This is a genomic window from Sorangium sp. So ce321 (genome assembly GCF_051530195.1).
GTDB lineage: Bacteria > Myxococcota_A > Polyangia > Polyangiales > Polyangiaceae > Sorangium.
Window position 1 is genome coordinate 12,993,821 of record NZ_CP150329.1, and the last position, 24,419, is coordinate 13,018,239.

20 protein-coding genes are annotated in these 24,419 nt (G+C 73.2%); 13 read left to right on the forward strand and 7 right to left on the reverse strand.

The features are described 5' to 3' along the window. The first annotated feature begins 78 nt into the window (after nt 1-78). Together WME89_RS48310 and WME89_RS48315 are read left to right on the forward strand one after the other, a co-directional pair. Nucleotides 79-2,700 (forward strand): M1 family aminopeptidase, encoded by a 2,622-nt coding sequence (locus WME89_RS48310; RefSeq protein ID WP_438006275.1) that lies wholly within the window; start codon nt 79-81, stop codon nt 2,698-2,700. Between the two features lie 67 nt (nt 2,701-2,767). Continuing rightward, entirely contained in the window at nt 2,768-3,556 is a 789-nt protein-coding gene (locus tag WME89_RS48315) for an enoyl-CoA hydratase-related protein (RefSeq protein WP_436623232.1), read from the forward strand. Nucleotides 3,557-4,023: 467 nt separating this feature from the next. Here the strand turns inward: WME89_RS48315 and WME89_RS48320 are convergent, their stop codons facing one another. Then, nucleotides 4,024-5,172 carry an FAD:protein FMN transferase gene (locus tag WME89_RS48320; RefSeq protein ID WP_438006276.1) on the reverse strand — a complete coding sequence of 383 codons (1,149 nt, stop codon included), beginning with the start codon at nt 5,170-5,172 and terminating at the stop codon, nt 4,024-4,026. Nucleotides 5,173-5,305: 133 nt separating this feature from the next. Between WME89_RS48320 and WME89_RS48325 the strand changes: the two genes are divergently transcribed. Then, nucleotides 5,306-6,493, forward strand: coding sequence for an amidohydrolase (locus tag WME89_RS48325; RefSeq protein WP_438006277.1), 1,188 nt, complete (start codon nt 5,306-5,308; stop codon nt 6,491-6,493). A 16-nt stretch (nt 6,494-6,509) separates the two neighbouring features. Here the strand turns inward: WME89_RS48325 and WME89_RS48330 are convergent, their stop codons facing one another. Beyond that, the gene (locus tag WME89_RS48330; RefSeq protein ID WP_438006278.1) at nt 6,510-7,139 is read right to left on the reverse strand and encodes a hypothetical protein; all 630 of its coding nucleotides are present in this window, start codon (nt 7,137-7,139) and stop codon (nt 6,510-6,512) included. A gap of 180 nt (nt 7,140-7,319) precedes the next feature. Between WME89_RS48330 and hemE the strand changes: the two genes are divergently transcribed. The 7 genes from hemE (at nt 7,320) to WME89_RS48365 (ending at nt 16,983) form a co-directional block, all read left to right on the forward strand. Further along, a complete protein-coding gene (gene hemE, locus WME89_RS48335; protein WP_437621691.1) occupies nt 7,320-8,369 on the forward strand; it encodes a uroporphyrinogen decarboxylase in 1,050 nt (349 codons plus the stop codon). Between the two features lie 191 nt (nt 8,370-8,560). After that, nucleotides 8,561-9,373, forward strand: coding sequence for a class II glutamine amidotransferase (locus WME89_RS48340; RefSeq protein ID WP_438006279.1), 813 nt, complete (start codon nt 8,561-8,563; stop codon nt 9,371-9,373). Between the two features lie 1,045 nt (nt 9,374-10,418). Then, on the forward strand, nt 10,419-11,318 hold the full coding sequence (locus tag WME89_RS48345; protein WP_012241235.1) for a GGDEF domain-containing protein: 900 nt from the start codon (nt 10,419-10,421) through the stop codon (nt 11,316-11,318). Between the two features lie 44 nt (nt 11,319-11,362). Then, nucleotides 11,363-12,724 carry an aspartate aminotransferase family protein gene (locus WME89_RS48350; protein WP_438006280.1) on the forward strand — a complete coding sequence of 454 codons (1,362 nt, stop codon included), beginning with the start codon at nt 11,363-11,365 and terminating at the stop codon, nt 12,722-12,724. Nucleotides 12,725-12,876: 152 nt separating this feature from the next. After that, nucleotides 12,877-14,076, forward strand: a complete 1,200-nt coding sequence (locus WME89_RS48355; RefSeq protein WP_438006281.1) for an acyl-protein synthetase — start codon at nt 12,877-12,879, stop codon at nt 14,074-14,076. Next, a complete protein-coding gene (locus WME89_RS48360; protein ID WP_438012067.1) occupies nt 14,076-15,182 on the forward strand; it encodes an acyl-CoA reductase in 1,107 nt (368 codons plus the stop codon). The genes WME89_RS48355 and WME89_RS48360 overlap by 1 nt, the downstream gene beginning before the upstream one ends. Before the next feature lie 226 nt (nt 15,183-15,408). Next, the gene (locus tag WME89_RS48365) at nt 15,409-16,983 is read left to right on the forward strand and encodes a GAF domain-containing protein (RefSeq protein WP_438006282.1); all 1,575 of its coding nucleotides are present in this window, start codon (nt 15,409-15,411) and stop codon (nt 16,981-16,983) included. A 28-nt stretch (nt 16,984-17,011) separates the two neighbouring features. On the opposite strand, the gene WME89_RS48370 is transcribed toward WME89_RS48365, so the two are convergent. After that, nucleotides 17,012-17,137 (reverse strand): hypothetical protein, encoded by a 126-nt coding sequence (locus WME89_RS48370; RefSeq protein WP_436623243.1) that lies wholly within the window; start codon nt 17,135-17,137, stop codon nt 17,012-17,014. A gap of 191 nt (nt 17,138-17,328) precedes the next feature. Here WME89_RS48370 and queD point away from each other — a divergent pair, with 191 nt between their 5' ends. Then, a complete protein-coding gene (queD, locus tag WME89_RS48375) occupies nt 17,329-17,691 on the forward strand; it encodes a 6-carboxytetrahydropterin synthase QueD (RefSeq protein WP_437621698.1) in 363 nt (120 codons plus the stop codon). A gap of 4 nt (nt 17,692-17,695) precedes the next feature. Then, nucleotides 17,696-17,980 carry a (2Fe-2S)-binding protein gene (locus WME89_RS48380; protein ID WP_436623245.1) on the forward strand — a complete coding sequence of 95 codons (285 nt, stop codon included), beginning with the start codon at nt 17,696-17,698 and terminating at the stop codon, nt 17,978-17,980. 72 nt (nt 17,981-18,052) lie between these two features. Here WME89_RS48380 and WME89_RS48385 read toward each other — a convergent pair whose 3' ends face one another. After that, a complete protein-coding gene (locus WME89_RS48385; RefSeq protein ID WP_437621699.1) occupies nt 18,053-18,880 on the reverse strand; it encodes a class I SAM-dependent methyltransferase in 828 nt (275 codons plus the stop codon). Then, nucleotides 18,880-19,563: a HEAT repeat domain-containing protein gene (locus WME89_RS48390; protein WP_437621700.1), complete on the reverse strand. Its 684-nt coding sequence runs from the start codon at nt 19,561-19,563 to the stop codon at nt 18,880-18,882. The genes WME89_RS48385 and WME89_RS48390 overlap by 1 nt, the downstream gene beginning before the upstream one ends. Before the next feature lie 274 nt (nt 19,564-19,837). On the opposite strand from WME89_RS48390, the gene WME89_RS48395 reads away from it, so the two are divergent. Beyond that, a complete protein-coding gene (locus tag WME89_RS48395) occupies nt 19,838-20,770 on the forward strand; it encodes a M23 family metallopeptidase (RefSeq protein ID WP_438006283.1) in 933 nt (310 codons plus the stop codon). On the opposite strand, the gene WME89_RS48400 is transcribed toward WME89_RS48395, so the two are convergent. Continuing rightward, nucleotides 20,752-21,444 (reverse strand): response regulator transcription factor, encoded by a 693-nt coding sequence (locus WME89_RS48400; RefSeq protein WP_437305750.1) that lies wholly within the window; start codon nt 21,442-21,444, stop codon nt 20,752-20,754. The two genes, WME89_RS48395 and WME89_RS48400, sit on opposite strands and share 19 nt — an antisense overlap. A gap of 147 nt (nt 21,445-21,591) precedes the next feature. After that, nucleotides 21,592-23,958 carry a hypothetical protein gene (locus tag WME89_RS48405; protein ID WP_438006284.1) on the reverse strand — a complete coding sequence of 789 codons (2,367 nt, stop codon included), beginning with the start codon at nt 23,956-23,958 and terminating at the stop codon, nt 21,592-21,594. Between the last annotated feature and the right edge of the window lie 461 nt (nt 23,959-24,419).

Genomic DNA, 24,419 nt, shown 5'->3' on the forward strand with positions numbered 1-24,419 from the left:
GGGCCGGGCGCCGCGCGGGGAAACTCGGCCGGGATGTCCCTAGAGTACCGGCTTCACTCGCGCTGTGCTTGCGGTTCCGTGCTGTCGTCGTCCGAGTTCGCGCTCGCGTCGCGGCCCTTCACGCTCGCCGGGACGAAGCGCGTCTACGAGCGCTCCCGCCCCTTCACGATCCGGCACATCGCCCTCGATCTCGCGCTCGACGTCGCGGAGCGCTCGATCCGGGGCACGGCGCGGCTCGAGGCGGTCCGCGTCGACCCCGCCGCGCGCGAGATCGCGCTCGACGCCATCGGCTTCGACCTGGAGGCGGTCGAGATCAGCGCCGGCGCCGGGCGCGCCGCGAAGCCCCGGCGCGGCGCCGGCAAGGCGGCGGGCGGCGCGTTCCAGCCGGCCGAGTACACGTACGACGGCGAGACGCTCCGCGTGGCCGTGCCGCTCGAGGAGGCCGAGGCGTCGATCCTGGTCCGGTACCGGGCGACGCCGCGGCGGGGGCTCTACTTCCTCCAGCCGGACGAGCACGTCCCCGACCGCCCGCGCCAGGTCTGGACGCAGTGTCAGGACGAGGACGCGCGCCACATCTTCCCCTGCATCGACAAGCCGCACATCAAGCAGACGACCGAGCTGCGGGCCGAGGTGCCGCCGGGCTGGTACTGCCTGTCGAACGGCGAGCTCGAGAGCGACGCGAAGTCGCAGAAGGCGGGCGTCTACCGCTACCGGCTCGACGAGCCCCACCCGAGCTACCTGTTCACGCTGGTCGCGGGCGAGTTCGCCCGCATCGACGAGGCGGCGCTCGACATCCCGCTCGCGTACTTCGTGCCGAAGGGGCGCGAGGAGGACGGCCGCCGCACGTTCGCGCGCACGCCGGACATGGTCCGTCACTTCAGCGAGAAGCTCGGCGTCAAGTACCCCTTCCGCCGCTACGCGCAGGTGGTGGTGAGCGACTTCATCTTCGGCGGGATGGAGAACACGACCGCCACGACGATGTACGAGCACATCCTGCTCGACGAGCGGGCGGCGATCGACATCTCGTCGGATGACCTCATCGCCCACGAGCTCGCGCACCAGTGGTTCGGCGATCTCGTGACCTGCCGCGACTGGTCGCACGGGTGGCTCAACGAGGGCTTCGCGACGTTCATGGAGCACGTCTACCGGGAGCACCACCTCGGCGCCGACGAGTACGACCACAGCGTGAAGGGCGATCTCGACTCGTATCTGGGCGAGGCGCGCGGGCGCTACCGGCGCCCGATCGTCTGTCAGGACTACGACGCGCCGCTCGACGTCTTCGATCGGCACCTCTACGAGAAGGGCGGGCTCGTGCTCCACCTGCTCCGGCGGGAGCTCGGCGACGAGCTCTTCTGGCGCGGCGTGAACACCTACCTCACGCGCCACGCGCGCGGGGTGGCGGAGACGCGGGATCTCGCCCGCGCGCTCGAGGACGTGAGCGGCAAGTCGCTGGAGCGCTTCTTCGAGCAGTGGGTCTTCCGCGCCGGTCACCCGGAGCTCGACGTGAAGATCGAGCTCGAGGGCGACCAGTGCACCGTGACCGTGAAGCAGACGCAGGCGCCCGGGCAGCACCCCAGCCGGGAGCACGCGCTCCAGCCGGACGCCTCGACGCCGCCGGTCTTCGCGTTCGACCTCGTGCTCGATTTCGGCTTCGCGGACGGCAAGGCCTCGACCGTGCGCCGCGAGGTGCGGCGCGTGGACCAGCAGGCGCACACCTTCGTCATCCCGCTCCCGCGGCGCCCTCGCTTCGTGGTGGTCGATCCGGATCTCAGGATCCTGGGCGAGGTCAAGCTCGACGCGCCCGGCGATCTCCTGCGCGCGCAGCTCGCCCACGCCCCGACGGCGCGCGGCCGCATGCTCGCCGCGAAGCCGCTCTCGCGGCGCGACGACCCGCCGACGGCGCGGGCGCTCGGGCAGTCGCTCGCCGACGCGAACGAGTTCTGGGGGGTGCGCGCGGCGGCCGCGAGCGCGCTCGGCGCGCTCCAGTCGAGCGCGGCGTTCGCGCTGCTCGAGGGGAGCGCGGGCGTGGAGCACCCGAAGGTGCGCCGCGCCGTCGCGAGCGCGCTCGGCAATTTCAGGTCGGCCAAGGCGGCGGAGATCCTCGGCAAGCTGGCGCTGCGCGACGCGAGCTACCTGGTCCAGGCCGAGGCGGCCCGCGCGCTCGGGGCGACGCGGCAGAGCTCGGGGTTCGAGACGCTGGTCGACCTCCTCGATCGCCCCTCGTGGGGCGAGGTGCTCCGCTGCGGCGTGATCGACGGGCTGGCGAACCTGCGCGACGAGCGCGCGGTGCCGCACCTGACGGCGCGCACGCGCTACGGCGTCCCGACGCGGGGGCGCCGGGCGGCGATCATGGCGTTGCCGAAGCTCTCCAGCGACCGGCGGACGCGCGAGCTCCTCGAGGAGCTGCTCGACCAGCCGGATCCGTACCTCCGGGTCGACGTCGCGCGCGCGCTGGGCGACCTCGGCGACGGCCGGTCGCGCGGCGCGCTGCAGCGGCAGCTCGACCGCGATCTCGACGGCCGGGTGCGGCGGCGGATCCGCGAGGTGCTCCGCGATCTGGGCGGGGCGGGCAAGCGCGAGCTCGACCGGCTGCGGGACGAGCTCGAGGCGCTGCGGCGCGACCACGCGGAGATCAGGTCGCGCCTCGGCAAGCTGGAGGCGGGGGGGAACAAGGCCAAGAAGGCGGGCGACGCCAGGTGAGCGGTCTCTTCACCGCGCCGGCCGCCGCGCCGGCTTGCCGCGCCGGCGAGGTCGGGTAGGAAGCTGCATGTCGGAAGCGTCTCCTGTGAAGCTCGACCGGCGCGGCGCGGTCGCGGTGCTCACCATCGATCGCGCGGATCGCCGCAACGCGCTCTCTCGCGACGCGCTGCTCGCCTTCGGGCGCCTCGGGCGCGAGCTCGCGGACGACCCGGAGGTGCGGGCGATCGTGGTCACGGGCGCCGGGGACAAGGCGTTCTGCGCCGGCGCCGACCTGAAGGAGCGGCAGGGCATGAGCCCGGACGACGTCCGCCGTCAGGTCGGCCTGTACCGGACCGAGCTTGGCGTGCTCGCGCGGAGCCCGAAGCCGGTGATCGCGGCGATCAACGGGGTGGCCTTCGGCGGGGGCCTCGAGCTCGCGCTGCTCTGTGATCTCCGGGTGGCGGCGCCGCACGCCGAGCTCGCGCTGCCGGAGACGTCGCTCGGGATCATCCCGGGCGCTGGCGGCACGCAGCGGCTGCCGCGGGTCGTGGGCGAGGCGCGGGCGAAGGAGATGATCTTGCTCGGCCGGCGGCTCACCGCGCCCGAGGCGCTCGCCTGGGGCCTCGTGAACCGGGTCTCGCCCGAGGGGACGCCGGTGGTCGACGACGCGATCGCGTGGATCGAGCCGATCGCGAGCGGCGCGCCCATCGCGCAGGCCGCGGCGCTCCGGGCGATCGAGGACGGCTACGACGTGCCGCTGGAGCTCGGGCTGGAGATCGAGCGGGTGCACTACGACGAGACGCTGCGCAGCGAGGACCGGCTGGAGGCGCTGCGCGCGTTCGCGGAGAAGCGGAGGCCGGTGTACAAGGGGCGGTGAGGGCCGCGAGCGGAGGAGCAGCTCGTGGAGCCGGAGGTGATAAGAGCGCGTCGATCTTGCCTCCCTCGGTGATGCCATCAAGCGCGGCATGGATGTGATGTTGATGCTTGATGGCCCAAAGCTCTTCAGAGAGCGCGCGGTCGCGCCTCGAGCTTCCGAGATCACGTCACTTCGCAGGCGCACTGCGCTGGCTTCGCCGTCGCCTCTCGAGCGACACGGTGAGTACGCATCAGGCGTAGAGCCTCGCTTGCCGTCGAGCTACTGAGCCCATCAAAGGAGCCCCGGCGTGAGGCAACGAACCTCTCCCGCCATGGCAGGATGGTTGCGAGTTGCACCAGCTCGCTGTCAGTCGACGCACGTTGGCGCCCACGAAGACTCGCGCCCTTCACCCTGCGTCCCTCGAAGTGGCGCCGAGCGTCCTGCACAATCGAGCGTGCAGCTCCGCCCCCGGCGCGGCAGCCCCTCTTCTACACCCCGTCCGTCGGCTGCCGGAGCACCTCGACCTTCCCCTCCAGCCGCTTCGACACCCACACCTTGTTGTTCCTGTCGACGATCACCGCCCCGCAGTCCTCGATCGACTCGATCAGCTCGAGCCCCTTCTCTGCCCCCAGGATGAACACCGCATCATCCACGGCGTCCGCTGTCAGCGCGTCCCTCGCCCAGACGGTCACGCTCCGGCTCTCGGACGCCGGGAACCCGGTCCGCGGATCGATGATGTGGTGATAGCGCCGGCCCTCCTTGATGAAGCTCCGCTCGTAGTCGCCCGCCGTCGAGAAGGCGTGGTCCTCCACCTCCACCATCGCGAAGTAGTCGCTCGCGTCCTTGCCCCGCGGATCCCGGATGCCCGCCCGCCACCGCGACCCGTCCGGCTTCTTCCCCGCGATGTACAGGTCGCCGCCCGCCTGCACGAAGAACGACCCGAGCCCCTCCCCCCGCAGCACCCGCGCCGCCGCGTCGACCGCGTACCCCTTCGCGATCCCGCCGAGGCTCATCCGCATCCCCGGCCTCGCCAGCATCACCGTCCGCCGCGCGCGGTCGATCGCGATCTGCCGGTAATCGATCAGCCCCCGCGCGCGCTCGACGTCGTCCCTCGGCGGCACGTTGTCGTCGATGTCCTCGTCGAACTTCCAGAGCCCGTGCATCGCCTCGAAGGTGATGTCGAAGACCCCCCCGGAGCGCTCGCCGATCCAGAGGCTCTTCTCGATCACCTCGAGCGACTCCGGGCTCACCTCCACCGCGCTCCTCCCCGCCGCCGCGTTCACCCTCGACAGCTCGCTCTCCGGCCGCCACGTCGTCATCAGCCCCTCGAGCCTGCGGATCTCGGCGATCGCCTTGTCCAGCCTGCCCCTGATCGCCGCCTCATCCATCGCCTCGCTCGTGTAGGCGGCGACGACCAGGCTCGTGCCCATCGCCCGCGCCTCGACGACGACGCGGGCGGGCCCTGCCTGCGCCGCCGCGCCCGCGATCGCCGCAGGCGCAGACGTCCCGGTCGAGGCGGCCGGCGCGCTCTCCTCGCGCGCTCGCGCGCACCCGGGCACGTCGCACGCGGCGGGCGCGAGCAGCGCCGCGAGACAGAAGCAGAGGAGAGGGCGCGAGGGGCAGCGCGGTCCGTGCATTCGAGGATCCTGACTCCGTGAGAGGGCCTGGCAGGCGCGGCGGCGTCGCAGACGTACGGGCCGGCCGCGCGCCTCCGCCAGCGCCACCATGGCCCAGGCGCACCGCGGGGATCCAGGGTAGTATCGCCCGCCCATGAGCCTCGATCCGAGCCGCATCCAGCGTGACATCGACGATCTCTCCCCCGAGCTCCGGGACATCGCCGCGCGCATCCACGCGAACCCCGAGCTCCGCTTCGAGGAGCACAAGGCCGCGGCGTGGGTCGCCGAGGCCGTCGAGAAGCACGGCATCCAGGTCGAGCGCGGGCTCGCCGGCATGCCCACCTCGCTGCGCGCGCGCATCGGCCAGGGCAAGGGCCCGCACCTCGCCATCCTCGCCGAGTACGACGCGCTCCCGGAGATCGGCCACGCCTGCGGGCACAACCTCATCGCCGCGGGCGCGCTCGGCGCCTTCCTCGCGCTCGCGCGGCAGAAGGACGCAGTGGCCGGCACCATCGACCTGGTCGGGACGCCCGCCGAGGAGGGCGGCGGCGGCAAGATCAGGCTGCTCGAGGCCGGCGCGTTCGAGGGCGTCGACGCCGCGATGATGTTCCACCCGTTCGACCGCGACCTGCTCGCCCACGACACGCTCGCCAGCACCTGGCTCGAGCTCCAGTTCCGCGGCAAGCCGTCGCACGCCGCCCTCGCGCCGTGGGACGGGAACAGCGCGCTCACCGCCTGCCTCGACACCTTCCGGCTCATCGACGGCCAGCGGGTCCACTTCCGCGACGGCGTCCGGGTGCACGGGTTCATCAAGAACGGCGGCCAGGCGGTCAACATCATCCCCGAGCTCGCCGTGGCCGAGTTCTCGGTCCGCGCCCTCGAGACCGAGGAGCTCGCGCGCGTGCGGGCGATCGTCGAGCGCTGCGCCCGCGGCGCGGCCATGGCGAGCGGCGTGGAGCTCACGCTCGTCGACCAGGGCGGCTACAAGAACATGGTCAACAACCGCAAGATGGCGCGCCGCTTCGGCGAGCACCTGCGCGCCCTCGGCCGCTCGCCTGTCGAGATGGACCCCCTCGTCGGCACCGGCTCGACCGACATGGGCGACGTGTCCCACGCGCTCCCCGCCATCCACCCGTGGATCGCCATCTGCGGCAAGGGCGAGACGACCTGTCACCAGCACGCGTTCGCCGCGCGCGCCGCGAGCCACGCCGGCCAGGATTCGATGCTGATCGCCGCCAAGGCGATGGCGATGACGTGCGTGGATCTCCTGCTCGACCCCGAGCTGCGCAGAGGCGTGCGCGAGGAGTTCGCGCAGCGGAAGGCCGGCGCGAGCGCCGCCTGAGGCGCCTCAGCCGTCGTCAGCCGTCGTCCTGCAGGGGGTTCCCGAGGTCGTCCATCAGCCCGCTCCCCCCCTCGATCGGGATCGCCCGCGCCAGCGCCACGCGCTCCAGCATCACCGAGAGCGCGATCTTGTCCCCAACGTCCGGCAGCCAGGTGCGGGACCCATCCCAGAGATCCAGCCGGATGTTGCCGAGCGGCTTGCCCTCCTCCCCGCCCGCGCCGCCGCCGCCCGCGCCGCCGGCGCCCGTGCGCGCGGAGGGCACCGACATCCGGTCGATCTGCGACCACGCGAAGCGCCGCACGCGCGGCAGCCCGAGCCCGAACAGCTCGCGCAGCTCGATCCCGTCCGGGTGCACGATGACGCCGCGCATCTGCTCGCGCAGCACCGCCGCGAGCGCGCTCAAGAACAGGATGATGGCGCACACGCTCGAGGGGACGATCCGGTGCCGGTCCCCCTCGACCACGTACTGGAACAGCCAGGAGCTCGAGGGGGCGTTCTGGCCGTAGAGGATCACCGCCGTGACGACGATGGCGAAGCCGAAGTAAAGCAGCGCCGGGATGCGCTCCTTCAGCGGCGGCCCGAACGCGATGCGCTTCTCGGGCCTGTACGTCATGTCGAAGCCGGGAGGTCTGGAAGGACGCGCCATGTTCCCAAGTCTACACGGCACACGAGCCGGCGCTTGGGTCCCCCCTGGGCCCCCGCCGCGGCGCCGCCGGGCCGGCCGCCGCGCCCCCGGGCGCTCCTAGAAACAGATTGCCGGGCGATGGCTGAACGGACATGAAGGAAAGCCCCGAGGGCGCCCCCTCGACCCATCCCGGAGCCAGCCATGCACGATCGCTTCCTGCGCGCCTGCCGGCGTGAGCCGACCGATGTCACGCCCGTGTGGTTCATGCGCCAGGCCGGCCGGTACATGGCCGAGTACCGCGAGCTCAGGAAGAAGCACACGCTCCTCGAGATCTGCAAGACGCCCGAGCTCGCGCTCGAGGTGACGCTCCAGCCGCTGCGGCTCGGGATGGACGCGGCGATCCTCTTCGCCGACATCCTGCTGCCGCTCGAGCCGATGGGCGCCCCCTTCGAGTTCGCGAAGGGCGAGGGCCCGGTCATCCACGAGCCCGTGCGCGACCGGGCCGGCATCGAGCGGCTCCGCGTGTTCGAGCCCGAGGAGGGCCTCGGCTACGTGCTCGACGCCGTGCGGCTCATCCGGAAGGAGCTCGACGGCAAGACGCCGCTCATCGGCTTCGCCGGCGCGCCGTTCACCATCGCGAGCTACCTCGTCGAGGGCGGCAAATCGAGCGACTACCGGCTCACGAAGCAGATCATGTGGAGCGATCCCGAGGCGTGGTCGGCGCTGATGGGCAAGATCTCCGAGGTCGTCCGCCGCCTGCTCCGCGCGCAGGTCGCCGCGGGCGCCCAGGCGGTGCAGCTGTTCGACTCGTGGGTCGGCGCGCTCTCGATCGACGACTACCGCGAGCACGTGCAGCCGCACGTGCGGTACATCCTCCGCGACCTCGAGTCGACCGGGGTCCCGGTGATCCACTTCGGCACGAACACGGGGGCGCTGCTCGAGGCGCAGCGCGACGCCGGCGGGACGGTGATCGGCGTCGACTGGCGCACGCCGCTCGACCGGGCGTGGCAGCGCATCGGCCACGACCGCGCGGTGCAGGGCAACCTCGATCCGCTGCTGCTCTGCGCGCCGCGCGAGGTCGCCGAGCGCCGCGCGCGGGCGGTGCTCGCCGAGGCCGGCGGGCGCCCGGGTCACATCTTCAACCTCGGCCACGGGATCATCCCCGAGACGCCGGTCGACACGGTGAAGGCGGTCATCGACGTCGTCCACTCCATCCCGCGCGCGCAGCTGCAGGCCGACGCTGGCGGCTGACGCGGCGCCTCGGCGCTGACGCGGCGCGCTCGCGCCCGGGATCGCGCGCCGCGCTGGCGCTCGGGATCCCGCGCCGCGCTGGCGCCCGGGATCGCGCGCCGCGCTGGCGCCCGGGATCGCGCGCCGCGCTGGCGCCCGGGATCGCGCACGATCGCAAGGCCGCGCCTCCACGTCGCGGCCTCAGGCCGCCCGTGCGGTGGTATCGTCCGGCCGCGAGCATGTGCGAGCTCCTCGGCATGGAGTGCAACGTCCCGACCGACGTCGTGTTTTCCTTCAACGGGCTGCGGCACCGGGGCGGCCGCACCGGCCCCCACGGCGACGGATGGGGCCTCGCGTTCTTCGAGGGGCGCGCCGCGCGCGTCTTCCTCGACCCGAGCCCCGCCGCGGAGAGCCCGCTGGCGCGGTTCCTGAGCGAGACCCCGATCAAGACGCTGCTCGCGATCGGCCACATCCGGCGCCGCACCCGCGGCGACGTCCTGCTCGCGAACACGCACCCGTTCGTGCGGGAGCTCTGGGGGCGGCACTGGGTCTTCGCGCACAACGGCACGCTGCCCCGCGTGCGGCGCCGCGCGCTGGGCCGCTTCAACCCCATCGGCACGACCGACAGCGAGCACGCCTTCTGTTACCTGATGGAGGGGCTGCGCAGCGCGTTCCCCGGGTACCCGCGCCGGACCAGCGAGCTCTGGGAGGCGATCGCGGCGCTCGGCGGCGAGCTCGGGCAGGACGGCACGTTCAACTTCCTGCTCGGCGACGGGCGCCACCTCTTCGCCCGCTGTGCGACCCGGCTCTGCTACATCGTCCGCAAAGCCCCGTTCGGCGTCGCGACGCTCGTCGACGACGATGTCCGAGTCGACTTCTCCACCGTCACGACCCCGAAGGACCGCGTCGCGGTGGTCGCGACGGCCCCGCTCACCGCCAACGAGACATGGACCCAGGGGCAGCCCGGCGAGCTCTGGGTGTTCGACGGCGGCGAGCTGCGCGCGACGCTCCCCTCGCGCGCGTGACCGAGGCCCAGCGCGGGCTCTCCCGCCCGGGTGCCCGCCGTCAATACCCTTGTCGCGATCCGGCTCGGTCTCTCGACGCCCTCTTCACCGCTGGGCTCGGCATCTCGTCGCCTCTGCGCGGCTGGGCTCGGCTCCTTGTTGCCCCGCTCCGGGACATAGGATTCCAGCAGCGACGGAGCATAGCTGCCGATACAGGCCGCGGAACGACTTGCTCCGTGGATCATCCCAGAAGGCGAGGCACGCGGCCGTACCGGGCTGGAACCGGGCTGAAGGCCGAGCGCCGGCGGCTGAAATGAAAAACGTCGCGACGGACCTGGGGGGGGAAGGTCTCCGCCGCGACGCAGGTCTATCCTACGCACCCCGTATGCCAAGTCAACCAACCGGCGCTGCTCGGCAACAACCCCGCGCGCGGCGCGCGGTCGCGGCGCGCACAGCGCGCGCGTGTGCAGCGCTCAGTTCAGCGTTGTGATGCGCCCTGGTTTTGAGGCAGAACTCACGGAGCCTCGTCCCGCAGCGGGCATGCCGGCCGAACAGACACATCGTGCTCCAGCGAACCATCCTCCATCTTGCCGGCGCAACCGCTCGCCGGACGGGTGGCGGCGCGCCCGGGAAACGCATAGAGAGAGCCGCATCGACGGCAGCGCCGGCTGCACGAGTGAAAAGGGGCGACGCGTCAACTGCGATGAACACGCACACTGCCCCACAATGCGCGTGAGCGAGCACAGGGATTGGTGCGGAGTGAGCGGCGGCAGGGGGCACACAGCGTGCGGGAACAAGCCGAGAACGTGGAAGGGTGCGACGGAGCGCAGAGGGCGACGTATGCCGCTGTCAGGTCAGGAGGGCGGAGGAAGCACCGAAGACGGCTCCACGCGGATGGGCGTCTTGACGGGAGTCGGTACATGTCAGTACGCTTTGATCTCGGGCGAGCTAGGGCATATCGAGCCGTCGGATCGCGACCGAAGCGCCGCGCCCGGGTAGGTTCCGTCTCCGGAGGAGCTCGAAACGTGTCGAGGCTAGGTCGCACGACGGGTTGGGCTGAGCGCGCGTGAGCGACTTCGACGAAAAGACTCGTGTAACGCAGGTGGTCCAGCCCCCACCGGGCGGCGGCAGCAAGAACACGACCGACTGCCTGGTCGTGATCTACACGAAGGAGCCCACGCTGCTCGGCAAGCGGTTCGTGCTCGAGAACAACCCGACGCGCGTCGGCCGTGGGGCCGACAACCACATCGTGCTCGACGGCGACTCCGTGTCACGCCGCCACGCCCATTTCGAGCAGCGGCCGAGCGCCTGGATGGTCGTCGACGACGGGAGCACCAACGGGACGTACTGCAACGATGAGCAGATCTCCCGCGAGGTGGTGCTGAAGAACGGAGACCGGGTGAAGATCGGCCCCACGATCTTCAAGTTCCTGTCCGGCGCCGACGTGGAGGCGCAATACCACGAAGAGATCTACCGGATGACCATCATCGATGGTCTCACGCAGATCCACAACAAGCGCTACCTCTACGAGGCGCTCGAGCGCGAGATCATCCGCGGCCGCCGCCACGAGCGGGACCTCGCGATCCTCCTGTTCGACATCGACCACTTCAAGCGCATCAACGACGTCCACGGCCACCTGGCCGGCGACTTCGTGTTGAAGGAGGTCGCGCGCATCGTGCAGAGCCGCATCCGCCGCGATGAGGTCTTTGCGCGGTACGGCGGCGAGGAGTTCGCCATCATCCTGCCGGAGACGTCGATCGAGGGCGCGGCGGCGCTCGGCGAGACCCTGCGGCAGAAGGTCGCGGAGCACCTCTTCGTGTTCCAGGCCGACAGCATCCGCGTGACGATCAGCGTCGGCGTGGCGCTGCTGCAGGAGGGCGATCGCACCGCGAACGACCTCATCAAGCGCGCCGACGAGCGCCTCTACCACGCGAAGAACAGCGGAAGAAACCGGGTGTGCGCCTGAGCTCGGGGCCCCGGGCGCGCTAGGGTCCGCGCGGAGGAAGAACGATGCCGAACAGCGACCTGCCGCTGACGGCGGCGCAAGGCGCGGGCGACGGCGGCGACCAGATGCCCGACGTCCGGGTGCCGCCGCCGGGTCCCCTGTCGCGGAGCGCCCTCGAGCGGCTCGAGCGCGTCGAGTGCCCGGCGTTCGGCCGGCGGCGCGAGGCGCGCGCGCAGAAGAGCGGCGCCGACATGCTGCCCATCGTGCTGTCGCGCGGGCGCGGCGCGAACGTCTGCGACGTCGACGACAACCGCTACGTCGACCTGTGCGCGGGCTTCGGCGCGCTGCTGCTCGGCCACGCGGCGGAGCCGGTGCGGCGCGCGACCGAGGCGCAGATGGCGCGGCTGACGCTAGCCCTGGGCGACGTGTACTCGGCCGACGTGAAGATCGCGCTGCTCGAGCGGCTCGCGGCGCTGCACCCCGGGCCCTCGCCCATGGCGCTGCTCGGCCAGAGCGGCAGCGATGCGGTGACGGCGGCCATCAAGACGGCGGCGCTCGCGACCGGGCGGCCGGGGCTCGTCGCGTTCGAGGGCGCCTACCACGGCCTCGGGTACGCGCCGCTCGCGGCGTGCGGGCTGCGTGAGAGCTACCGGGCGCCGTTCGCGGAGCAGCTCAACCGGCGGGTGACGTTCGCGCCTTACCCGCGGGACGGGGCCGGCGCCGCGCGGGCGGTCGACGCGATCGAGGCGGCGCTGCGCGGCGGCGAGGTCGGCGCGGTGCTCCTCGAGCCGATCCTCGGGCGCGGCGGCTGCGTCGTCCCGCCGGAAGGGTTCCTGCGCGCGGTGTGCGAGGCGGCGCACCGGCGCGGGGCGCTCGTGATCGCGGACGAGATCTGGACCGGCCTCGGTCGGTCGGGGGCCATGACGCGCACGGGAGAGATCGGGGCGCCCGTCGACATCCTCTGCTTCGGCAAGGGGCTCGGCGGTGGGCTGCCGATCTCCGCGTGCGTGGCGCCCGAGCCGATCATGCGCGCGTGGGCGCGCGAGGCCGAGGTGGTGCACACCTCGACGCACTCCGGGTCGCCCGTCGCCTCGAGCGCCGCGCTCGCGACGCTCGACGCCCTGGACGCAGGCCAGCTCGCCGCGCGCTCGCGCGACGTGGGCGCGCGCTTCCAGGCGACGCTGCGGGGCGCGCTCGCGCGCGTGCCTGGTGTCGTCGACGTGCGGGGCGCCGGGCTCATGGTCGGGGTCGAGCTCGAGAGCGCCGAGCTCGGGCTCCGGGCCATGCGCGGGATGCTGGCCGAGGGCTACCTGGTCCTCACGGGCGGGGTGCGCGGCGAGACGCTGACGCTGACGCCGGCGCTCACCATCCCCGAGGCGCTGCTCTCGGCCGCGGCCGACACGCTCGCGCGCGTGCTCGCGGCCTAGCCCGCGCGCGTGCTCGCGGCCTGACCCGCGCGCGTGCTCGCGGCCTGACCCGCGCGCAGGCTCGCGGCCTGGCCCGCGCGCAGGGCTCGCGCTCCCGCGTCCGCTCGCGGTGGAGCACGCGCGCGCGGCGACGCGTGCTATCCCCGTCCCCCGTGGGACCCATAGACCAGAGCGAGGCGCTGCACCGCCGCGCGCGGGCGCTCATCGAGGCGTCGCTCCTTGCGGGCGGGGCGGCCCCGCCCGGCGAAGGCCGGGCCGCAGCGGTCTTGCCCCCGCATCGGCCGCGCGCTCCGCAGGGCGAGGGCGCGGCGCTCCCGGAGGCCTTCGACGAGCTCGCGGTCGCCCTCGCCCGGCACCAGGCCGCGCGGTGCGCGCCGGTCGCCCGCCTCTTCAAGGCGCGAGGCGCGGACGCCGCCGCGATGGAGCGCGCGGACCAGATCCCCGCGGTGCCGTGCGACGTCTTCCGGTTCGCGCGCGTCGCATCCCACCCGCCGGAGGCGGACGAGCGCGTCTTCCGCACGAGCGGGACCTCCCTCGGCGCGGCGTCCCGTGGCGAGCACCCGTTCCGCACGACCGCGACGTACGAGCTCGCGGCGCTCGCGTGGGGGGAGCGCCTCCTGTGGCCCGACGGCGCGCGGCTCCGGGTGATCGTCCTCGCGCCGCCGCTCGACGAGGTGCCGGACTCGTCGCTCGGCTTCATGATCGATCGCTTCGCGGCGCGCCTGTCGGGGCCGGTGAGCTGGCACGTGCGCGGCGGCGAGCTCGACGCCGACGGGTTCGCCCGCGCGTGCGCCGAGGCGCGCGCCGCGGGCGAGCCGGCCATCGTGCTCGGCACCTCGTTCGCGTTCGTGCACCTGCTCGAGGCGGCGCTGCCCGGCGGCGCGACGCTGCTGCCCTCGGGGAGCCGCGTCATGCAGACCGGCGGCTACAAGGGCCGCTCGCGCGAGGTGCCCGCGGACGAGCTGCGCGCCGCGATCTCGCGGTCGCTCGGGGTGCCACCCGCGCACGTCGTGGGCGAGTACGGCATGACGGAGCTCTCCAGCCAGCTCTACGAGGGCACGCTCGCGGCGGCGCTCGGCTGGCCAGGGTCGACCGCGCCAGGGCTCTACCTCGCGCCGCCCTGGACGCGCGTCACCGCGGTGGACCCCGAGACCCTCGCGCCGCTCCCCGCGGGCGAGGTCGGGCTCGCGCGGATCGTCGATCTCGCGAACGTCGACTCGGCCGTCGCCATCCAGACCGCCGACCGCGTGCGCGTCACCGACGAGGGCGTCGAGCTCCTCGGCCGCGCGTCCGGGGCGCCGCCGCGCGGCTGCTCGATCGCGATCGACCAGATGCTCGGCGGCGGCCCGTGATGGACGCCGGCGCGGCGCGGCGCGGCCGGGTCGAGCGCGCGATCGCCGCGGCGGCGCGGATCGCAGATCCGCGCGATCCGCTCGGCGGGGAGGCGCGGCGGCGGCTGCCCTCCACGAGCGGCCTCTCCCCCGAGGGCGTGGAGCTCGCGCTCGGCCGCCACCTCGAGGTCGCCCCGAGCGGCGGCGAGCTCGACGCCCTCGTGGCGACCGCGGGGCGCGCGCGCCGCTGCCAGGTGGTCCTGGCCGCGAACGTCTGCACCGCGCCGCTGCGGGCCATCGCCGTCGCGGTGGCGACGGCGCCGGAGGTCCTCGTGCGGCCTTCCCGCCGCGATCCCGTGGTCGCGGAGCTCCTCGTGCGCGCGCTGCAGGCCGACGAGGGCTTCGCTCGCGCCGGCGGCTCCATCGCGCTGATCGCGGACCTCGAGCGCGAGGACGGCGGCGAGGTCGCGTCCGGCGAGGAGCCGCGCGCCGAGCTGCACGTCTACGGCGCGGACGAGACGGTGGCGACGCTGCGGGCCCGGGCTGGCCGGGGCGTGCTCGTGCGCGGGCACGGCGCCGGGCTCGGGCTCGCCCTGGTCGGCCCGGGCGCGCGCCTCGCCGAGGCGGCGCTGGACATCGCGGGCGACGTCGTGCCGTTCGATCAGCGCGGCTGTCTGTCGCCGCGCTTCGTGCTGGTGGAGGGGCCGGCGGAGCGCGCGGAGGCGCTCGCGCGCGCCCTGCACGAGGCGCTCGGGCGGGCCGGCGCGCGCGTCCCGCGCGGGCCGCTCGACGGCGCGGCGCGCGCCGAGATCGCCATGTACCGGGCGACGCTCGAGGCCGTGGGCTCGTTCCACGAAGGCGAAGGGCACGGGATCGGCCTGGATCCGGCGCCGCGGTCGCTGCTGCTGCCGCCCGCGGCGCGCGTCGTCCACGTGGTCGCGAGCAGCGCCGAGGCCGCGCCGGCGCTGCTCGCGCCGATCCGCGGCGCGATCACCGCCATCGGCGCCGGCGGGGGCGGGCAGCTCGCGCGCGCGGCGTCGACCATGGCCCCGCGCGCCCGGGTCTCGGCGCTGGGGTGCATGCAGCGCCCGCCCCTGGACGGCCCCGTCGACCTGCGAGCGCTCTGACGGCCGGGTCCGGCTGCCGGCCTGCGCCGGAACGCAACGGAACGCCGACGACGCGCCGACGACGCGCCGACGACGCGCCGACCACGCGCCGACCACGCGCCGACCATGCGCCGCCGAGGCGTCGTCGGCGCCGCCATACCGCCCGTACCGCCCGGATCGCGGAGGGACCCGGGCCCTCGCGCGTGCGAGGTGCGCTCGAGCGACCGTGTGTGATAGCGATCGTCGTATGTCGTCGCGCACCGATCCGAAGGCGACCCATCCGCCCGCGGAGCTCGAGACGATCGCGAGCCCGTCCGCGGCCACGCCCGGCGCGGAGGGCTCACGGGAGAGGCTCCTGGACGGCGCGTCGGCGGGGCTCGATGCCGACCGGGGCTCCGCCGCGCCGAGCGATCCGCCCGGCAGCGCGGACCCGGAGGACGACGGCGCGCCGCCATCGGTCGCCTCCGCCAGGATCCAGGTGCGCCGCGACGAGCGCCTGGATCTGGTCATCGAGTACCTGGCCTTCGTGGCGAAGCCGATGCCGCTGTCGCTCCTCCTCGATGAGGCGCCGCAGCGGATCGCCGCGATCCTCGGCGCCGACGTGGCCTCGCTCTACCTCCTCGAGGGCGACGGCGACGAGCTGGTGCTGCGCGGTAACGTGGGCTTCCCGCGCGAGGCGCGCGGCACGGTGCGGCTGTCGGTCGGGCAGGGCATCACGGGCATGGCGGTCGAGTGCCTGCGCCCGATCTCGGTCGTCCAGGCGACGGAGCACGAGCGCTACCGCGCGTTCCCCGAGCTCCGCGAGGAGCGGTTCCCGGTCTTCCTCGCCGCCCCGATCCTGGGCAGCGGCCGCCCGCTCGGCGCCCTGGTCGTGCAGCGGGCGGGCGAGCATGCCTTCACCGCGCGGGACGTCGAGCTCCTCATGGCCCTCACGGCGCCGATCGCGGCGGGCGCGCGCCACGCGCAGGTGCTCGACGAGCTGCGCGAGCGGCGGCGCCGCACGGGCGGGGGCACGCGCAAGGTCACGCTGCCGGGGCTGCCCGTCATCCCGGGGCGCGCGCTCGGCGCCATCGCGGCCCTGCGGCGGCCGGCCAGCTCGTCGCTCGGCGCGCAGCAGGGCCGCGGCGATCCGAAGCTCCTCCGGTTCGCCTTCGACACCGCGGAGAAGGCGCTCGTCGATCTCAACACCCGCGCCGCGGAGCGAGGGATCGCGCGGGACGCGGCGTTCCTCTCGGCCTACCTCCTGATGATCGGCGACGGCCGCCTGCGCGCGCGCGCCTTCGAGCTCGTGGCCGACGGGCGCAGCGTCGCGCAGGCGCTCGGCACGGTCGCCCGCGAGGTGGCGCGGGCCGCCAACGGGATCGTCGGCGACCCGTTCCTGCAGGATCGCGCCCGCGACATCGAAGATCTCTGCGACGCGATCCTGATGCTGGCGACGCCGGACGCCCGGGCCGAGCTCCCGTCGAAGGCCGTCCTCGTGGGAGATCAGCTGACCGTCTTCGATCTGCTCATCTCCGCCCGGGCCAACCCGGTGGGCGTCGCGCTCAGCGACCGGTCCGGACCGCGCTCGCTCGTGCTCCTGCAGCTCCTCGGCGTCCCGTCGATCGCCGATGTGGCGGGCGCGTTCCGCTGGGCGTCGCCGGGCGACGTGGCGCTCCTCGACGCGGACCACGGCTTTCTGGTGATCAACCCCTCCCGGGCCGAGGTCGCGACGGTCCGCGCGGCGCGGCGCAAGGGGTGGGCGCCGCAGGAGCCGGCGTCTGGCGACGACAGAGGCGACGACAGAGGCGACGACGACGGAGAGGACGAGCCGACGAGCTGAGCACCGGCAGGGGCCGGTGCTCGCGGGCTCAGCTGCTCGGCTGCGCGGCGGCGGTCGGGTCCGCCGCCGGCGTCCCCTGGGCGTTCTGCAGCTCCTTCTTGGCGCGCCAGTTCGCCAGGCGCTTGGTGTCGCGACGCTTCTTCTTGGCTCTCACTGCGGGCTTCTGCGGCATGCCCGGGGGTATAGCCGCTCGAGCTCCTCGAGGGAACCCCGTCCGGCACGCCGACCGGCCGCGCTGCGCTCTGCTCCCGGCTACCCAGCCTACCGGCGCGCGTTCTGCGTGAGCCTGCGCGAGGCCGCGGGGCGTTGACGCCTCACGGCGCCCGCCCCATGACCGCTGTTCCAATGAACGTCCGTCTCGTGCACGAGTTCCGCTTCGAGGCCGCCCACCGCCTGCCCAAGGTGCCGCAGGGGCACAAGTGCGCGCGCCTCCACGGTCACAGCTTCAAGGTCGAGGTCGCGATCCGCGGCCCCGTGAACGAGGAGACGGGGTGGTTCATCGATTACGGCCACCTCTACGAGGCCTGGGCTCCCCTCCACGACCTGCTGGATCACAACTACATGAACGAGGTCCCCGGGCTGGAGAACCCGACCAGCGAGGTGCTCGCCCGGTGGATCTGGAACCGCCTCGCGCCGTCGCTGCCGTCCTTGAACCGGGTCACCGTCTTCGAGACCTGCGACGCCCGCTGCGAGTACGAGGGCGACTAGGTCGATGAAGACGCTCGTCTGCCGCTGCGAGGACGTCACCCTGCACGAGCTCGAGGCCGCGATGGAGCGCGGCTACAAGGACATCGAGTCCGTCAAGCGCTACACGGGCTTCGGCACCGGCTGGTGCCAGGGCAAGTGGTGCCTCGCGCTCTGCGCGCGGCTCATCGAGGAGCGCGGGGGCGACATCCAGAAGCCGATCACGCCGCGGCCGCCGTACCACCCGGTCTCGCTCGCGGCCCTCGCCGGGCTCGATGAGCTCGGCCTCCGCGGCGGCGGACACGAGCGCTAGCGCCGGCCGCGCTCCACGCGGCCAGCGCCGGCGCTCGTCCCGAGACAGCCCTCCCCGCCCTCCGGCGGCTCGTCAGCCGAGCGGCCGCCGCGCGCTCACGCAGCCGACGTTCACGGTCAGCTCGAACACCCCCTCGGACCAGTACTTCGAGACGGCGTGGTGCAGGTACTTGAGCATCGAGTCGATGATCTGCGGCTCGACGTCGAGCATCGCCGTCGCCTCGGGGATCACCAGCAGCCTCGAGATGGGGTCCTCGAGGAACTCACGCCCGCTGTCGAACGACACCGCGATGAGCTGGACATCCACCTCGACCTCGTCGAGCCCCGCGCCCTCGATCTCCTCGGCGATCGTCTCGATGTTCGGACGGCTGACGGCGGCGGCGTCGACCGCCGCGCCGAGCTCCGAGAGGTCCTGCTTGAGCGCGCACTCCCGCGCGATGTCGGCGATCTCCGGGAACGAGCCGCGCAGCGGCAGCGCGATGAGCGCCTGGCCGCCGGGGACCAGGACCCGGCGCAGCTCGGCGAGGAGCTGCGCCCGCTCGCTCGGGCGGCAGACCGGGTGCAGCGTGAACGCGTGGGAGAAGCTCTCGTCCGGCAGCGGCGTCGGCAGGCCGTCGGCGAGCACGTAGCTCGCGTTCATCCCGGAGAACAGCGCCGCCTTGGCGCGCGCGAGGTCGAGCGCGGCGGCCGAGCCGTCGACGCCCACGAGGGTCGCGCCGGGCAGCTTGTCGGCCACGATCGGATCGGGGAAGCCGTTCCGGCAGCCGAAATGGACGACCCGCGCCGCCTCGGAGGGCAGCAGCATGTTCACCGCCAGCGAGGCGAAGAACGAGATGTAGCGCGGGACGACCGCGTGCTCGAACAACACGGCGTCCGCCGCGCTCAGCGGCGGGCCGATCATCAGGCGACCCCGTCCGCCTCTTCCTCGTCCTCGTAGGGCGCGAGGAGGCCGAGCGCCTCCTCGGCGAGCTCGCCGATCGTGACCTCCGACGTCGCGTCGTCGCCGCCGTCGTCCGCCAGCTCGACCGTGCGCTTGTCGTCGAGCAGCGGCTGGATCAGCGGCGCGTGCGCCGGGTCGCCGATCTCGACCAGCGTCTCGATCGCGGCCGCCACCGCGTCCGGGTCCTTGTGGCTCAGGAACTGGCCGAGCAGCTTCGGCACGCCCGGCTCCGGCACCTCGGCGATGAGGTACGGCAGCTCCGGGAGCGCCGACGACCCGACGGGCAGCCGCTTCAGCGCCCGCTCGATGGCCTGGGCGACCTCCTTGAACCGGTCGTAGGCGAGCGTCTCGATCTCCTCGCCAGCGGCCTGCCGCGCCTCGGGGTGCTCCGACGCGAGCACGTCGATGAGCGCGTCGAGCGCGCGCGGGCCCTCGTGCTCCCCGAGCAGCGACGCGATGCGCACCAGCCGGAGCGCCGCCTCGTCTTCGTCGCTCTCGCGCCCCGCGCCCGCGATCGCGTCGGTGAGGACGTCCAGCAGCGCATCGCCGGGCATGGCTGCCAGGTCGTCGTGGAGCCGGCGAGCCGTGCGCTCCGCGTCGAACAGCTTGTTCAGGGTCGTCTCGATGGCTTGGCGATTTTGCACGAAGAGGAGCTATCAACAGCGCGCCGCCTCCGCAAGCCGGCAGGCAGCAAGGGCCTCGCTCCCGCGAATTCCCGACCAGTTCGCGTCCCTTTCCCGTCCACGGCGGGCGCAGCGGTGTCGGCGCGGTGTCGGTGCGGCGCCGGCGCGTCGACACCGCGTCGACATCGCGCCGACATCGCCGCGCGGGCTCGGCGCGAGGGCGAGCGCGGCGCCCTCGCAACGAGCTCACCTGCCGCCTCGCCAGCCGCGCCCGATGCGGTAGACCGTTCATGGCATGCGCGCGCCCAGCTCATCGCAACCCCGCCCGACGAGGGCGGCGGTCTCCCCTTCCCCGCTCGTGCGCGGCGCCGCGGCGTCCGCCCTCGTCCTTGCGCTCGGCGGCCTCGACGACCCCGGGCCGCCGCCGCCCGCGGTCGTCCCTCCGGCGGCGGCGGCGCGCGGCGGCGCGGGCGCGGCGGCGCTCTGCGGCCCCCGCACCGTGCCGGAGGGCGCCGCGTGCGTCCCGCTGCCCGCGCCGGGCGCGCCGCTCCCCGAGGGCGGCGCGGCGGCGCTCTACGGCCCTGCCGGCGCGCGTCCCGCCGGGGCGGGCGCGCGCAGCGAGGCCCACGAGCGCATCCCCCGCCGCCCGGAACGTCCGGCGAGCGCCGCCGCGTACGCGTTCCCGCTCGGCGCGCCGGACCAGCCGCCGGCGTTCCTCCTCGTCGAGGACGCCGCGTCCCAGGCGGGCGCGCCGCTTCCGGCCGGCCCCGTCGCCGCCGTCGGCGCGGCGCGGCCCGAGCCGCCGTCGTGGGCCGGCGGGGTCGAGCTCGCCGCGGCGCGGGGCGAGCGCGTGGCGGCGCTGAAGCTCGACGGCCAGGAGGGGAAGGCCGAGGTCGTCTTCGTCGGCGAGCTGTCCGGGATCACGGTCGCCACGGCGCACGACGTGCGCGAGGCGGATCGCGTGCGCAGGTACGTCCTGCTCCACGGGCACCTCGACCGCCCTGGCCCGGGCGTCGTGGCGGGCGCGCGCCTCGATGCGGGCGACGTGATCGGGTACGCCGGCGAGACGGGCAGCCCGGGCCTCGTCCGGCTGCACCTGGAGGCGCGGCAGCTCCGCGAGGGCGCGCGCCTCTCGGACGTCGATCCGAGGCGCCTCACCGACGCCGCCGTGACGGTGCCGTGCGACCTGCGCAACGTGCTGCCGCTCCGTCAGGGGGCGAGCTTGTAGCCGAAGCCGTAGACCGTGAGGATGTGCTCCGGCTTGTCGGGCGAGCGCTCGACCTTCTTGCGCAGCTTGACGATGAAGTTGTCGACCGTGCGGTTCGACGGCCCGGCCTCGATGCCCCAGATTTTCTGGAGGATCTCCTCGCGCGAGACCGGCTGGCCCAGGCGCTCGTGCAGGAGGCGCAGGAGCTCGACCTCGTAGAACGAGAGCTGATCCGAGCGCGAGCCCCGCGAGACCGTGTGGGCGGTCATGTTGACCTGCACGTTGCCGATGGTGAACACCTCGACCGGCGCCTCGGCGGGCCGGGCGGCGCGGCGGAAGAGGGCGCGCAGCCGGGCGATGAGCTCGCCCACGCTGAACGGCTTGGTCACGTAGTCGTCGGCGCCGGCGTCGAGGCCGCGGATCTTGTCGATCTCCTGGCCGCGGGCCGTCAGCATGATGATCGGCACGAACGCGTCCCAGCGCCGCAGGTCCTCGCAGACCTTGAAGCCGTTGGTGTCGGGGAGCATGAGGTCGAGGAGGATCGCGTCCGGCTTCTCCTGCCGCGCGAGCAGCACGCCGTCCTTCCCCTTCGAGGCCGACGCCACCGAGAAGCCCTCGAACTCGAGGGCGTCCGTCAGCCCCAGCACGATGTGGGGCTCGTCCTCGATGATGAGAATCTTCTTGCGTGCCGCCACGACCGGGCACGGTTCTAGCACAAAACCCGCCCGGACCGGCCAGAGCCCCGCCGGACGGGCCGCTCGGGCCTGCTCGGGGCCACAAAAAGCGCCGCGGGGCGCGATCTCGCGATCGGGCCCCGCGCGCCGGGTGATATCAGCCGCCGGCTACTCGCCGGAGCAGGTGATGAACAGCGTGGCCCCTTGCTGGGCCTCGCCCTCGTTCGTGAACCGGATGATGCGCCGCTCGGTGGGCGGGCAGCTCGCGACGATGTCCTCGCTGCCGATCCGGATCGACGGGTCGATGTAGCACCAGCCGTTCACGGGGTTGCCGCCGACCCTGACGTTGTCGCTCGGGTCGTTCCGGCACGCGTTCGCCTCTTCGCCCGCGAGCTGCTGGATCTCGCACACGCAGTCCCAGCCAGCGGCCTGCGCGATCGGATCGTCGAGCACCTTGTCCTCGGCCGCCTTGTGGTTGGCCGCGACCGGGGCGCGCGCCGCCGTATCGCAGCTGCACGCGCCCTGTGTGTTGCGCGCCTCGAGGATCAGGCAGGAGACCTGCCCCTCGGCGTCGGGCGTCAGGGTGCGGGGCAGGCACTGCCCGCCGAGCACCGTCTTCAGGCGATCGATGATGGCGCCGATCGCCGGGCGGTAGCCGTAGTCGGCCGCGCCGTCGTCGTCGAGCTGTCTCGGGCACACCGAGCCGACGATGCCCTGCGGGCCGAGCTCCCGGATGAGCTGCAGCTCGCGGAGGCCCGGGTAGGCCTTCGCCTTGATCTGCACGTTCGTCCTGGGCTGCGCATCCCCCTCACCGCTCCCGGCTTCCGGCTCGCACAGCGGGTTGTCGTTCGTCTGGCCGGGCACCGCTCTGCAGTCGCAGCTCTGGGACATCCCGTCGCAGGTCTTCGAGTCGGGGAGATCGAAGATGCAAGCGTACTGGAGGTCGCCCGTGCTCCCCTGCGGGATCGTGTACTCGCGGCCGTTGATGCCGTTCCAGCCCGCCTCGGTCGGCTGGATGATCGTGTCGCCGGTGATCGGGTTCGAGCCCGAGCGCGGCGCCGTCGACTCGACCATGAACGGATCCTTCGGCGCCTGGTAGGTCGCGGGATCGCCGAGGATGAGCTCCCACGTGCTGCTGAACGCGCCGTCGAGCAGCGAGGCGCTGAGCTCGTCGGCGTTCTTGAACCCGCCGACGGGCTCGCCGTCCTGGTTGAGGCCGCGCAGGAGGTCAGGCTGGCCCTCCGCGTTCTGGCGCGCGATGTCCTGCCACGGCACGCCGACGATGCCGGCGAAGAAGACGAGCCCGGGGTCGCGGATGTTCTTGTCGAGATCGTCCGGGTTCGGATCGCTGAAGATCGGGTTCTGGACCAGCTCGCCCTTTCGGTTCTCGATCTGCGCCTCGGTGAAGGCGCGCCGGTAGCGCTCGATCGGGTAGAGGAAGTCGAAGCCGAACCGACGCTTCTGGTCCCAGCAGCGGGAGTTGACCGGATCCTCGGCCATGCTCAGCCTCGCCGGGAAGCCGTCAGCGCCCGTGCACTCCGGGGCCGGGTCGCAGCCCTTCTGGTCCTGGCTGCACGACCGGCAGCACTTGTTGCCCGGGTCGGTGGCGCACTCGGGGCGGGGCCGCCACAGGCGGAAGCCGTTCCTGGTCTCCGCGACGAGGTAGTTGCGTCCCTCCTCGCGGATCGAGCAGTCGTTCTCGTCGCTGAGCATGATGATCGCCAGCAGCGAGCTCGGACGGAGGAACTCGGCGCGCTGCCGCAGGACGTCCTCATCGAGGCCGGTCGGCACCGCGAGGTCGCCCTGGATCTCGATCGTGGCGTAGGGCTCCGGGTCGACGAGGAAGCGGTAGACGCTCTCGAGCTGCGCCTCGAAGCCGCAGCCGGCCTGCCCCGTGCCTTTGACCATCGCCGTGAGCTGGCCGACCAGCGAGGTGGTGTTGAGGTCGTTGGGCGAGTCGGCGGTGATGTCGGCCTCGCCGTCGTTCTCGCCGGGCATGTCGGGCGTGCCGTCGAGCTTCTGATCGGGGTCCCAGGCCAGGAAGCCCTTGCCGAGGTAGGTCGGGATGCTGTTGTTCTCGGCGCGCTCGTTCTCGCGCGCGAGGAGGTGCCCCATGTCGACGTTCGAGGGGCTCGTGCCCGCCGGGCAGGCGCCCGAGCCGTGGCCGCCGAGGCTCGAGCTGATGATGCCGATATGGATGTCCTTGACCGGCTCGAACTCGCGCTTGAAGTCCTGCGGGCAGTCCTCGTTCGGCGAGCCGACCGTCCTCGAATCCCCGGCCTGGTTGATGCAGCGCGGGTTGACGAGCCCCTGAACGAGGTCAGGGATCGCGAAGGCGAGGATGTCCTGCTTGTCGGCCATCGAGCCGGAGTTGTCGATGGCCAGGAGGAGGTCGATCTTGTCGACCGAGCTCTGAGTCAACCGCTCGACGATCGTCGCCGTCGTGCGGGGCTCGTTCGTCGCGATGGGGCGGTTCAGACATCCGAAGGCGCTGCCTGTGCCCGCGATCAGGAGGCCCGCCAGGGCGAGCCTCACCGCGCCCCTCCATGGGCGCCTCCTCTCACGCTCAATCCGCGTCATCATTCGACTTTCCTTTCGACCACCGATCCGGTTGCGCGGCGGTCAAGCCACAGAACAGGCCCGCCATGCACGGGCTCATGACCGACTTCCGCAGGCGATCCGCGGCTCGACGGAGCCCGATGCTAAGGACCCCAGCCGAACGCTGTCAATTCGCCCCGCCGGCGTCCGGATGGCCCGCACAGGGCGTCAAAGCAAAGGGGATGCCGCCGCCAAGATGCGAGGCGCTTCCTCTGCGCAGGCAATCGCCACGTCAACCTGATTGCTGATCTGCCAACTGAGTAGGCGGAAGCCTCAACCCGGGTCGGGGACCTCAACCCGGGTCGGGGACCTTCGGGGACCTCAACCCGGGTCGGGGACCTTCGGGGACCTCAACCCGGGTCGGGGACCTCAGCCCCGGCGGCCCAACCCGGGTCGGC

Excerpts from the sequence above, each read along its gene's own strand:
- queD (WP_437621698.1), top strand. The coding sequence starts at position 17,329 with ATGAACGTCCGTCTCGTGCACGAGTTCCGCTTCGAGGCCGCCCACCGC.
- WME89_RS48315 (WP_436623232.1), top strand. The coding sequence starts at position 2,768 with ATGTCGGAAGCGTCTCCTGTGAAGCTCGACCGGCGCGGCGCGGTCGCG.
- WME89_RS48385 (WP_437621699.1), bottom strand. The coding sequence starts at position 18,880 with ATGATCGGCCCGCCGCTGAGCGCGGCGGACGCCGTGTTGTTCGAGCAC.
- WME89_RS48395 (WP_438006283.1), top strand. The coding sequence starts at position 19,838 with ATGCGCGCGCCCAGCTCATCGCAACCCCGCCCGACGAGGGCGGCGGTC.
- hemE (WP_437621691.1), top strand. The coding sequence starts at position 7,320 with ATGCACGATCGCTTCCTGCGCGCCTGCCGGCGTGAGCCGACCGATGTC.
- WME89_RS48365 (WP_438006282.1), top strand. The coding sequence starts at position 15,409 with ATGTCGTCGCGCACCGATCCGAAGGCGACCCATCCGCCCGCGGAGCTC.
- WME89_RS48325 (WP_438006277.1), top strand. The coding sequence starts at position 5,306 with ATGAGCCTCGATCCGAGCCGCATCCAGCGTGACATCGACGATCTCTCC.
- WME89_RS48350 (WP_438006280.1), top strand. The coding sequence starts at position 11,363 with ATGCCGAACAGCGACCTGCCGCTGACGGCGGCGCAAGGCGCGGGCGAC.
- WME89_RS48320 (WP_438006276.1), bottom strand. The coding sequence starts at position 5,172 with ATGCACGGACCGCGCTGCCCCTCGCGCCCTCTCCTCTGCTTCTGTCTC.
- WME89_RS48360 (WP_438012067.1), top strand. The coding sequence starts at position 14,076 with ATGGACGCCGGCGCGGCGCGGCGCGGCCGGGTCGAGCGCGCGATCGCC.
- WME89_RS48380 (WP_436623245.1), top strand. The coding sequence starts at position 17,696 with ATGAAGACGCTCGTCTGCCGCTGCGAGGACGTCACCCTGCACGAGCTC.
- WME89_RS48330 (WP_438006278.1), bottom strand. The coding sequence starts at position 7,139 with ATGGCGCGTCCTTCCAGACCTCCCGGCTTCGACATGACGTACAGGCCC.